Source organism: Rothia sp. P7208 (genome assembly GCF_048512915.1).
Lineage (GTDB): Bacteria > Actinomycetota > Actinomycetes > Actinomycetales > Micrococcaceae > Rothia.
The window spans coordinates 132,546-145,002 of the sequence record NZ_JBLXXW010000003.1 but is presented as its reverse complement, the minus strand read 5'-3'; the positions used below and the strand labels follow the sequence as shown (position 1 = coordinate 145,002).

General features: G+C 47.3%; 8 protein-coding genes. 5 read left to right on the top strand and 3 right to left on the bottom strand.

Annotation, left to right across the window (positions count from 1 at the left end; translation table 11 throughout):
- From ACN084_RS05155 to dxs, 5 genes are all read left to right on the top strand, one after another.
- Complete coding sequence (locus tag ACN084_RS05155; protein WP_419106114.1) at positions 1-1,968, top strand: APC family permease; 1,968 nt, start codon at positions 1-3, stop codon at positions 1,966-1,968.
- A 78-nt stretch (positions 1,969-2,046) separates the two neighbouring features.
- Positions 2,047-3,495 (top strand): class I SAM-dependent RNA methyltransferase, encoded by a 1,449-nt coding sequence (locus ACN084_RS05150; RefSeq protein ID WP_419106113.1) that lies wholly within the window; start codon positions 2,047-2,049, stop codon positions 3,493-3,495.
- Between the two features lie 359 nt (positions 3,496-3,854).
- Positions 3,855-6,539, top strand: a complete 2,685-nt coding sequence (gene acnA, locus ACN084_RS05145) for an aconitate hydratase AcnA (RefSeq protein ID WP_419106112.1) — start codon at positions 3,855-3,857, stop codon at positions 6,537-6,539.
- A 197-nt stretch (positions 6,540-6,736) separates the two neighbouring features.
- The gene (locus ACN084_RS05140) at positions 6,737-7,672 is read left to right on the top strand and encodes a DNA-methyltransferase (RefSeq protein WP_419106111.1); all 936 of its coding nucleotides are present in this window, start codon (positions 6,737-6,739) and stop codon (positions 7,670-7,672) included.
- A gap of 183 nt (positions 7,673-7,855) precedes the next feature.
- Positions 7,856-9,835, top strand: a complete 1,980-nt coding sequence (gene dxs / locus ACN084_RS05135; RefSeq protein ID WP_419101831.1) for a 1-deoxy-D-xylulose-5-phosphate synthase — start codon at positions 7,856-7,858, stop codon at positions 9,833-9,835.
- Positions 9,836-10,137: 302 nt separating this feature from the next.
- Here the strand turns inward: dxs and ACN084_RS05130 are convergent, their stop codons facing one another.
- The 3 genes from ACN084_RS05130 to msrB form a co-directional block, all read right to left on the bottom strand.
- Positions 10,138-10,563, bottom strand: coding sequence for a Rieske (2Fe-2S) protein (locus tag ACN084_RS05130; protein ID WP_419106110.1), 426 nt, complete (start codon positions 10,561-10,563; stop codon positions 10,138-10,140).
- 34 nt (positions 10,564-10,597) lie between these two features.
- Positions 10,598-11,863: an HRDC domain-containing protein gene (locus ACN084_RS05125; RefSeq protein ID WP_419106109.1), complete on the bottom strand. Its 1,266-nt coding sequence runs from the start codon at positions 11,861-11,863 to the stop codon at positions 10,598-10,600.
- 61 nt (positions 11,864-11,924) lie between these two features.
- Positions 11,925-12,386: a peptide-methionine (R)-S-oxide reductase MsrB gene (msrB, locus tag ACN084_RS05120; protein ID WP_419106108.1), complete on the bottom strand. Its 462-nt coding sequence runs from the start codon at positions 12,384-12,386 to the stop codon at positions 11,925-11,927.
- Between the last annotated feature and the right edge of the window lie 71 nt (positions 12,387-12,457).

The following is a 12,457-nucleotide window of genomic DNA, read 5'->3' as shown; positions in this document are numbered from 1 at the left end:
GTGAACAAAGTATGGGGACACATCAAACGTTCTATTTGGGGACGACCAACGCACCGAGCAAACGTGCGTTTTCTTGCGTTGCCTAAACGCCGTGCTTTTTCACTTTTTGGGGCAGATAGTGTTTCGTCGGTTGCTTACGCTCCAGACGAGATTATTCTTATGCTTTCTTTAACTGGTGCTGCGGGGCTTGTTTTTTCACCTCTTGTCGCTATTGGTATTGCTTTGACGTTGCTGATTGTGGTGGGAACATACCGTTATAACGTTAACCAGATTTCTGAGCATGGTGAATACGAGCTTGTCTTGCACCGTTTAGGGCCGACTCCTGCTTTGGCTCACGGCGCGTCTTCTATGGTGGATTATGTGCTGACTGTGGCTGTCGCAATATCTGCTGCTACTCACTATCTTTTGACGATTTTTCCTCATCTCGTGCCACACCAACATTATCTTGCAGCGTTGTTGGTTATTGCCGTGACTTGGTTGTGTATTCGAGGGCTTCGTTTTACAAGTAAAGCTTCGATGGTTCCAACCTACGCATTTTTGGGGATTCTTGCTTTTACCGGTGTGGTAGGCATCTACCAGTATTACACCGGTACGTTAGCGATGGCAGAAAGTAGCACCTATTATGTGATTCCTCGTGGTGGTTTAGAAAGCGTTGTGAGCGGTTTAGGGCTCGTTTTGTTGTTGGCACGGGCTTTTTCCTCCGGTGCTGTTGCGTTGACTGGTGTGTCAACGATTAATAGTTCTGCTCAGTTTTTTGCGGCTCCTCAGAAACGTAACGTTGCTACTGTTTTGATGATTTCAGGGTTTGTCTCTTCAGCTCTTTTATTGTTGGTGATGTTCCTCGTTCACGCGATTGGTGCGGTGGTCGTTCAAGAACCCGAAAAATATTTAATGGTTCAAGGACGTCTCGTTGGCGAGGGCTTCCGACAAAAACCGTTGTTGTATCAGGTTGCTGAAACGATTTTTTCCGGCTCTTTAGTACCTGTTCTTCTAGGGTGTGCAACGGTGGGTATTTTGCTGACTGCCGCATGTACTGCTTTCGCTGGTTTTCCTTTGCTGACTTCTTCTATCGCCGAGAATAAGTATCTACCGGTGCAGATGAGAGCGCTTCATTCTGCTCGTCTTCACGCGAATTCGGTACTTGTTTTGGGTGCTTTGTCTGTGCTTCTGGTGTTTATTTTTGGTGCAGATATTAATGCGTTGATTCAGATGTATATTGTGGGGGTTTTTACCTCCATGTGTTTGACTCAGAGCGCTATTTTGAGGCATCGCTGGCAGCAGTTGCGTGTTACTTTAGAGCGTTTTAAGCGGCGTAAGTTGATTCGTGATGTGTTGGTGACTTCTTTTGGTTTGGTTGTCACGGCAGTGTCGATGCTTGTGGTGCTTTTGACGAAACTGACTCAGGGCGCTTGGGTGAGCCTCATTCTTATTCTTTTGACGATGGGAATGATGACATTGATTCGCCATCATTATGATTATGTAGATAAGGATTTAACGTTGTCTCAGGATGAAGAGTCATTAGAGCAGGCTCGTGCGCTTCCTTCACGAGTGCACGCTGTGGTGTATATTCCTCGTTTACGTAAGCCGGCGGCACGTGCTTTAGCGTATGCGCGTGCTTCTAGAGCTTCGACGATTAGCGCTGTTGCTATTAACGTCGCTGAGCAGAGCACGAAGGAGTTACTGAAGAAATGGGATACACTAGGTGTTCCTGTTCCGCTTACTATTTTAGATTCTCCATATCGTGATAGGGTCACTCCGTTGATTGAGTATATTCGGCAAAAGAAAGCTCAGTCTCCTCGCGATATTGTGGTGGTGTATTTACCGGAGTACGTGATTACTCGGTGGTGGGAGCGTTCTATTCATCGAAGAACGGTGCATAAGCTTGCTCAACGTCTGCGTCATGAGTCTGGTGTTGTTATCGCTCATGTTCCGTGGTCTGTCGGTCAAGAACAAGGAATCATTCAATAATGCTTGAGGCTAGGCACCTTTTATAGGGACAATACTTTAAAGTTGTTGGTGCTGGCTATTCATAAGACTAAGGACGCTATGAGCACAGTAGATTTTCATGTGGGTGCGATTTTTCGTGTACGACCGGAACGGGTCGCTCACGGCGGGTTTTTTGTTGCCCGTCATCATGGACGGGTTATTTTTGTTCGTCATGGTGTAGTCGGTGAGGAAGCAACAGTTCGGATCACGGGTATTGGACCGAAGGAGCGTTTTTTCTTTGCCGATGTTATCGCGGTTGAGTCGCCGGCGCCTGCCCGTCGTGATGGTGTGTGGGAGCCTGCAGATGCTCTAGTTGCTGCCCAAGAGGGCAGATTGCCGGTGGGCGGTATGGAGTATACACATTTATCACCTGCCGTACAGAGAGAATATAAACGTGAGATTGTTCGAGAACAGTTGATTCGCTTAGGTGCGATGGACGCTTGTGATTCTGTATTAGAGGACTTAGTTGTTCAGCAGTTACCTGGGGGAGAATACGGGACACGAACTCGTATTCATTATTCTGTTACTGAGCAAGGTCGTATTGGGATGAGTCCTTATCGTTCTGCTGAGGTAGTAGCGGTGCAAGGATGCCCGCTAGAGGATGCTGCCATGGGGCAGTTACGTCTTCATGAGTTAGAGATTCCTGATGTTGCTCGGGTTGATGTTGCGGTGTCTTCAACGGATGAGCGTACCGTTCATTTTACTTTGCGTGATGGTGTATCTGTTGCCTCTGTGAAAGATGATCTTCTTGCGCAGTGCCAGATGTTGTGGTCAGATCTTTCTGGGGTGAAGCCTTCTATTCTTTGTTCTGCCGTTAACCGTTCTGGGGGGCTTTCGCAACCTGTGATTTTATATGGCCAAGAGACTTTGCATGAGTCGTTTGAGCTGTCGGGTCGTACTTATAAGTGGGAAGTTTCTTCTCGTGGTTTTTGGCAGAATCATCGTTGGGCGGCTCAGACTTTAAGCGCTGCTGTGTTAGAGGCTTTGCCGAGTTCTCTTAAAGGCGGAACGATTTACGATGTTTATGCTGGCGCTGGTTTGTTTACCGCTCTTGCTGCTGATGTCGTGGGCGCTAAGGGAACTGTTTTGAGTGTTGAGGGGTCTGCGATAACTCATAAGAACGCTCGATATAATTTTGCTGTTCCAGATGGTTTTTCTCGTACTGATCGTTCTGCTAAAACTCATATTGAGGTGCGTCGTGGTGACGCTCGGAAGGTTTTGGAATCTACGGTACGTCAGGTGAAAGCAGGGGAGTTTAAGGCTCCTGATGTTGTTATTCTTGATCCATCTCGTGAAGGTGCTGGTCGTGGTGTCATCCGTCAGATTGATATCTTGGCCCCTGCGCGCGTTATATATATTGCGTGTGATCCTGCGTCTTTGGGGCGTGATACAGGGTATTTACGCGCTTTGGGTTGGCAGATGGTTCAGCTGAGTGCCTTTGACATGTATCCGAATACTCATCATGTGGAGTCTATTGCAGTCTTCGAAAAGACACACAAGGGTGAATAGTATCACATTTTGTCTATTTCTTTGATATTTTTATTCTAAAAGTCGCTCTATTAAATAATCAGAAGCTTTCGCACCCCTCGAAAACCGCTAGTTTTCAGGGGTGCGATTTTTTGTCTTGAAAAATATTTTTTGAAAAAAGACGTTCTATTTAGTCACGTTTCTTTTGCGAAAAACAACTTTGAGTGTGACACGGTACACTAGTCAATGATAAGAGTTAGTGTCAATGTGTCTCTAAGAATCGCATCACACCAGCACGCAAACTACAGGTAGCGTCCACACACGCACTATCTGAAGGTAGAGAACGAACATAGAGACCACACCACACAAACTTTCCATAACAGTGTTGAGAGGAGTCCCACATGAGCACTGTGGATAGCTTTAGTTCCAAAGGCGCACTAGAAGTCAAAGGAACAACCTACGAAATCTATCGGCTCAACGCCGTCAAAGGTGCAGAAAAACTTCCATACTCACTGAAAGTTTTACTCGAAAACCTCCTACGCACCGAAGACGGTGCAAACATCACAGCAGAGCACATCCAAGCTCTCGCCCAATGGAACCCCAACGCAGAACCTAACACCGAAATCCAATTCACTCCTGCACGAGTCATCATGCAAGACTTCACCGGTGTTCCCTGCGTCGTAGACCTTGCCACCATGCGAGAAGCAGTTAAAGACCTCGGCGGCGACCCCAGCAAAATCAACCCACTAGCACCAGCCGAACTGGTGATCGACCACTCCGTGCAAATTGACAACTTCGGAACATCCGAAGCTATCACCCGCAACATGGACATCGAATACCAGCGTAACAGCGAACGCTACAAATTCCTCCGCTGGGGACAAGGCGCCTTTGACGATTTTAAAGTTGTCCCACCAGGAATGGGCATCGTCCACCAAGTCAACATTGAGTATCTGGCACGCACCGTCATGGCACGAGAAGTCAACGGCACCCTACGCGCATACCCCGACACCCTCGTCGGAACCGACTCGCACACCACCATGGTCAACGGTCTTGGGGTGCTCGGATGGGGCGTCGGCGGTATCGAAGCAGAAGCCGCCATGCTCGGACAGCCCGTATCCATGCTGATTCCACGCGTCGTCGGATTCAAGCTCACCGGCTCCATCCCCTCCGGTGCAACCGCAACAGACGTGGTACTCACCATCACACAAATGCTTAGAGAACACGGCGTCGTCGGAAAATTCGTAGAATTCTACGGTGAAGGCGTCAGCCAAGTTCCACTAGCTAACCGTGCAACTATCGGAAACATGAGCCCAGAATTTGGCTCCACCGCAGCAATGTTCCCCATCGATGAGGTCACACTAGAGTATCTACGCCTGACCGGACGCACTGAAGAACACATCGCATTGGTCGAAGCCTACACCAAAGAACAAGGACTCTGGCACGACCCACGTCAAGAAGTTCAATACTCCGAGTACCTCGAACTCGATCTTTCTGCGGTCGTACCCTCTATCGCTGGACCAAAACGTCCACAAGACCGTATCGAACTCTCTTCCGCACGCGAACAATTCAGCAAAGACATCCACAACTACACCCAACCTGGCAAAGAACACCAAGAAGTTGAAGTGTCCATGGCTGACGGGCGTCACTTCACCCTTAAAAATGGTGCCGTCTGCATCGCCTCCATCACCTCTTGTACTAATACATCTAACCCCTCAGTGATGATGGCAGCCGGTGTCCTTGCACGTAACGCGGCGGCCAAAGGACTTACCGCCAAACCTTGGGTCAAAACCTCTATCGCCCCAGGCTCTAAAGTTGTTACCGACTACTACGAAAAAGCTGGACTACTACCGGATCTCGAAGCACTAGGCTTCTACGTTGTCGGTTACGGCTGCGCCACCTGCATCGGAAACTCCGGTCCACTCGAACCTGAAATTTCCGAAGCCATCCAAGAGAATGACCTCTCTGTCACCGCAGTACTCTCCGGCAACCGAAACTTTGAAGGCCGTATCTCTCCAGACGTGAAAATGAATTACCTCGCTTCACCGCCGCTGGTTATTGCCTACGCGCTGGCAGGAAGCATGGAATTCGACTTCGAGAACGACCCACTCGGCCAAGACCACGACGGAAACCCCGTCTACCTCAAAGACATCTGGCCACACCCTGCTGAAGTCGAAAAAATCATTGCAGAAGCAGTCGACACTGAGATGTACACCAAAGAATACGGAACCATCTTTGACGGCGACGAACGCTGGCAATCTCTTGAAACACCCACCGGAAATACCTTCGACTGGGACGAAGACTCCACCTACGTGCGCAAACCCCCATATTTTGAGGGTATGAGCATGGACATTGAACCGGCTCAAGATATTATTGGTGCTCGCGTGCTCCTCAAATTGGGGGACTCCGTAACCACTGACCATATTTCTCCTGCTGGTTCTTTCGCCGCTGATACTCCTGCCGGGCAATACCTCATCAAAAATGGAGTAGAACGTAAAGACTTCAACTCTTATGGTTCTCGTCGCGGTAACCATGAGGTGATGATTCGAGGAACCTTCGCTAATATTCGTATCAAGAATCAGCTACTGGACGGCGTTGAAGGTGGATTCACCCGAGACTTCACTCGTGATGGTGTGCAAAGTACCGTTTATGATGCTGCGCAGAACTACCAGCAAGCAGGTATTCCATTGGTTGTCTTAGGCGGCAAAGAATACGGTACCGGTTCTTCTCGCGACTGGGCGGCTAAAGGTACAACTCTTCTAGGAGTTAAAGCTGTGATTGCTGAGTCCTTCGAGCGTATTCACCGTTCAAACCTTATTGGCATGGGTGTTCTTCCGTTGCAATTCCCTGACGGAGAATCACATGAGTCACTGGGCTTGGACGGAACAGAAACTTTCACAATTTCTGGTGTTGAAGCACTCAATGACGGAGTAACTCCACGAACTCTGACTGTTACGGCTACTGCTGAAGATGGTACCGATACCGTCTTCGACGCTGTTTTGCGTATTGATACGCCTGGTGAAGCAGACTATTACCGTCACGGTGGTATTTTGCAATATGTGCTACGTAACCTTGTGAGAGAAAGCTAAAGAATCTGATTCTTTTATCGCATTCTTGAGTGTTGCGTTTCTATAAGAGAAATCGCCAGCTCATGGTTTCTGTATCTCTCGGTATGAGATGGTACTAAGCTATGATCTGGCGATTTTTATTCCAAATTATATGTTTTTTAGATGAGCATTTGAGAGGAAAGAAAACGTCCTGCTCAAAACCTGTTAAGATAGTTTTTATGCTAAAACAACCCATCTGGAGCGCGGACTCACCGAATTTGGTGATACACGGGGATAACCTTAAAGTCATTGAACATCTGCCAGATGAGTCGTTTCAGCTCATCTACATCGACCCTCCCTTTAATACTGGAAAAGTTCAGAAGCGTCAGAGTCTGAAGACTGTACGTTCTGATGAAGGCAATAGGGTGGGATATCAGGGGCAGCGTTATCAAACCATTAAAGGTGATATTGCCAGTTACGATGACTCTTTTGCAGATTTTTGGTCTTTTCTTGAGCCTCGTTTGCAAGAAGCTTGGCGTCTACTTAAACCAGAGGGAACTCTTTACCTGCACCTTGATTATCGAGAAGTTCACTATGCAAAAGTTCTTTTAGACGGACTATTTGGCAGAGAATGTTTTTTGAACGAGATTATTTGGGCTTATGACTACGGTGCTCGGACTAAACGACGTTGGCCCACAAAACATGACAATATTTTGGTTTACGTCAAAGATCCTAAAAAATATTATTTTAATAATCAAGAAGTTGACCGTGAACCATATATGGCTCCGGGGCTAGTAACTCCCGAAAAAGTTGCTAAAGGTAAACTACCTACTGACGTGTGGTGGCATACGATTGTTTCCCCCTCCGGTAGAGAAAAAACAGGTTACCCAACCCAAAAACCTTTAGGTGTTCTGCGTAGAATTATTCAAGCTAGCAGCGCGGAGCACGACTGGGTTCTTGACTTCTTTGGGGGAAGCGGAACGACTGGTGCTGCCGCGAGGGAGCTAAACCGTCGTTTTATTCTCATCGACCAGAATAAACAAGCAATTGATGTGATGCAGAAACGTTTTGAAAACTCTCCACCTGCTGAACCGTCATCGCAAGAGGCTGTGCCTGCTCCTGTGCGTTTTACGGTATTTCGGCAACGACCAGTTCGTTTGGTCGATAGAACATAAAAGATTATGATGCTCTACGTCGAGCAGTAAATAACGAACTATTTGGTGGCTTTAGTGTTCATAAATCGTTGTAGCCTTACCACAGCGGGTATCCTTGTATAATTATTGTTTCTATTTCGGGCCTCGTCTAAGGCACTGTGAACTAGTGCAGATACGACCTATCGGTGTTTAAAGGAGAGCAAGATGGGACTACTAGAGAATATCTCTTCCCCTGAGGATCTGCGGAGCCTATCACGGGATCAGATGAATACACTAGCTCAAGAAATCCGTGAATTCTTAATTAAACACGTTGCCCAAACTGGTGGACACCTTGGACCTAATCTTGGTGTCGTTGAATTGACACTTGGTATTCATCGGGTCTTTAACTCTCCTGAAGACTCCATTATTTTTGATACTGGGCACCAGTCTTACGTTCATAAACTTGTTACAGGACGTCAAGACTTTCAGACTTTACGCCAAAAAGGCGGTTTAGCGGGATACCCCGACCGTTCCGAATCTATTCACGATATTGTTGAGTCTTCTCATGCCTCATCTTCTTTGAGCTGGGCAGACGGTATTTCTCGGGCTCACGCACTCCAAGGAAAATCAGAGCATTATACGGTAGCTCTTATCGGTGATGGTGCGTTAACCGGTGGCATGGCTTGGGAAGCAGTGAACAACATTGCGGCTGATAAAAATCGTCGTGTGGTAATTATCGTTAACGATAATGGTCGTTCTTATGCTCCGACTGTTGGCGGTTTTGCTAATCATATGGCAGAGCTACAACAAGAATTTCAAAAGCATTTAGACTCTGTTCGTCTTGACCGCCGTTACGATAGAACCCTTGATAAGATGCGTCGGGGGTTGCAATCTACAGGGCCTCTGGGACAGATGCTTTATCGTGGCTTACACGGAATGAAAGCTGGCCTAAAAGATATCGTTGTTCCTAACGGACTTTTTGAAGATTTAGGGATGAAGTATGTTGGCCCTATTGATGGGCACGACCAAGAAGCTGTTGAACAAGCTCTCAAATCTGCTAAAAACTTTGCTGGTCCAGTCATCGTGCATGCAATTACTGAAAAAGGTCACGGCTATGCTCCTGCTCGTGCTCATGAAGACGACCAGTTCCATGCTGTTGGCAAAATTGATCCGAACACCGGTATGCCGTTATCTTCTTCTGGCGGGCAGTCTTGGACGAGCGTTTTTGCTCAAGAGATTAAAGATATCGCAGATGAACGTGAGGATATTGTGGGCATTACAGGAGCTATGTTAATTCCTGTTGGTCTTAAGCCGATGGCGCAAGCACACCCTGAGCGTGTCATTGACGTTGGTATTGCTGAGCAACATGCTGTTGCGATGAGCGCTGGGCTAGCTTATGGTGGTTTGCACCCGGTGATTGCACTTTACGCAACCTTCCTGAACCGTGGTTTTGACCAGCTTCTGATGGACGTTGCTTTGCACAAAGCTGGGGTGACTATTGTATTAGATCGTTCTGGTATTACTGGACCTGACGGCCCGAGCCATCATGGCATGTGGGACTTAGCGTTATTGCAGTTTATTCCTGGTCTGTATTTGGCTGCTCCTCGAGATGAACTTACTTTACGAGAAGAACTTCGTGAAGCTGTCAATATTAATAATGCGCCAACCGTGATTCGGTATCCCAAGGGGAATGTTGGTGCACCCATTGCGGCAATTGAACGATGTGAAGACGGTGTAGACGTGCTGGCACGTAACGGTGACCGTGATGAGAGAACCGGCCAACGTGATGTACTGATTGTTTCAGTGGGTGCGTTAGCACCTTTGGCGTTAGAAGTATCTGAAGCGTTAGCTCAAGCACAGGTGACAAGTACGGTGATTGATCCTCGATGGGTCATGCCTGTCGCTGATTCTGTGGTGGATGCTGCTCGTGAACATCGTATTGTGGTGGTGCTTGAAGACGGCGTTCGCGCCGGTGGCGTAGGCGCAAGAATCCGTCAAGTGATGCGTTCGCACGGTGTAGATACTGCTCTCAATGAGGTCGGTTTGCCTGTTGAATTTATTGCACATGCTTCTCGTGGCGAAATTTTTGAAGACGTCGGTTTAACTGTTGAGAAAATTACTGCCGATACCTTAGCTCAGCTTGCAGGGCAGATGGTTCCTTATGCGCGAACTAAAGGTGAGAAGCCCAAGCACGCAAAGAAATAACAAGGACTGTACCTTAAAATTCTTGGGGTGTTGGGATACCAAAATTTGGTATCCCAACACCCCAAGAACGTTAAAGTTATGAGAGATTACCCAAAGATGTTGACGATATCGCCAATGAACTTAAGGATAAGGGTAGCTACCTGAATAATCTGGTTAAAAATCTCCATGAGGATGACCTTTCTGTGTTGGCATAAGCCAAAAAATATAAGGACGTATTAGTGAAGGACTTAGGGAAACCTTACTAATGCACCTGAATATATCATTAGAAAGCTTCTGAAAGCTAGAGGAAGATAGTACCTTAATTAGCCCACAAAAATTCTGCCGTCTTTTACTTCTGTTGGATATTCAGGAAGCTGAGTAGGTGCAGGCCCTCCGATGACAGTGCCGTCATCGATTGAAAACTGCGATGCATGGCAAGGGCAGGCAAGAATCGTTGCTTGTACATTGAGTTGACACCCTTGATGTGTGCAGGCCGAGCTAAAAGCCTTGAAAGTCCCTTCTTTTGGTTGGGTAAGCATAACGGTAACGCCTTCCGCCGTAGCTTTATAGGCTCCACCAACCGGAACGTCAGAAACGGATGCCATATCAGTGGGTTTCTGAGGCCCTTCGGCCTCTTGAAGCTGTGTATTCTCTTGAGCACAAGCGGTCAAGGCGACACCTGCGGTGCCAACGCTTAGACTACCGAGTATAGTACGGCGACTCATCCCTTCATGGGGTATACCTGACATGATTTCTTCCTAAAAATAGTCTGAATAATGGGGTTTATGGTGTGTGAAACTTTTCGAATAACGGTAGCAAAACTGGCATCGTAAGTTGAACCTGCCACGGGCGAGTATCGAGTGCAATGAGCTCATTCTCGAGAGATTCCGGTGAGGACATATCAGGCAAATTCCAACAAACTCTACGTAACGTATCAGGAGTCAAAATATTATTGTGCGGAATCTTTATATCCTCGGAAAGCTGATTAACAGCAATCTTCGCTTCTTGAATGAGTGCTAGAGACAGCGGGCGACGGCACTCCCATGATTTAAGCGGAGGCGGACCTTGCGAGGGAATGGTGAAAGGAACATAGTCTTTTTCTTGGCGCACTCGAGCAATGGCTCGTATCCATCGCGGTGCTTCACGAGCTAAAGCTCGTGTTTGGAAGCCTGGAATTTTTAGTAGTTGAGGAACGGTTCGGGGCGTCTCTAAGGCTGCTTGAACCAATGAAGCATCGGGAAGAAGACGTTTAGCTGCAATGTCTTTACACTCTGCTAGATGCTCTCTCTCGTACCATAGGTTACGTAAAACTGTTAGCTGAGCTCGCGTAGAAAGCTCATGAATACCTTTTGTCTTACGCCACGGATCGCGTGGTTTCTGCGGATGATTAGTGCGAACAATATAGTCGAATTCTTCCAAAGCATATTGAAGTTTCCCCTGCTCCCTCAATACTTCTTCGAGAGCATCTCGTAAGTCGACAAGAACTTCAACATCTAAGGCAGCATAGACGAGCCATTCTTTGGGTAATGGGCGAGAGGACCAATCTACCGAGGAATATTCTTTTTTGAGGGTATAGCCTAGAAGCTGTTCAACCATAGAAGCTAAACCGACTTTTTGGTATCCGGCCAGACGTGAGGCTAGTTCAGTATCAAAAACACGTTGAGGGATAAGTTCTAGCTCTCTGAGGCAAGGGAGGTCTTGCGTGGCAGCGTGAAGTACCCATTCTTGCGGTGCTAGGAATTGATAGAGAGGTTCTAAATCTATGGAGGCTATGGGGTCAATAAGAACAGGCGCTGTTCCTGCACGTTTGAGCTGTATCAAGAATGCGCGTTGACCATATCGAATACCTGAAGCACGTTCAGTGTCGATAGCTACAGGGCCAGTGAGTGCTTTAAGTCGTTCAAGTGCACGGGTAAGACCAAGCTGCGTGGTGATGACAGGAGGAACACCGCTCGCGGGGGCTTCTAACAAGATAGGCGCTGTTGATGAGGGGCATGAATCTTCTGCACAGCTATCAGCTGCGGTACGTATGCGAAACTCATCTAACAAAAAATCACTACCTTGTGTGTACGCTCAGATGCGAGGTGCCGTATATAGATTCTTTTCTATTCTAATCTGTTGTTGTTGGTGTAAACGATAAACAAAGCGAGTTAATACAGTACCGTTGGTCTGTTGGAGTGTTGTATCCCTCACCTTCGAAGACGTGGCCAAGGTGTGAATCGCACGCTGAGCACCGTACTTCCACACGTACCATGCCGAGAGAATAGTCTTTGATATAGCGGATTCGATCTTCTGCTAAAGGGCTGAAAAATGATGGCCAACCACAGTGTGTCTCAAATTTTTCGGTGCTACGGAATAACTCTGTATTACATGCTTTACATGAGTAGATACCTTCGCCTGTGTGGTTCCAATACTCTCCGCTGAAAGGTTGTTCTGTTCCGCCTTGACGCAATATTCTGTACTCTTCGGGGCGTAGTACTGTTTTCCAGTCTTTGACGATTTTTCCGACTTCAGGGTGTTCAGCATTCATGATGTCCTCGCGTATTCGATATTGTGTGGTAGTACCGGTCATCTGAATTTTACTCGTTCTGCTTGCTCAAATGTGGTGGCTTATGTTGGTCTTGTCGAACAAAAAGAACAGAA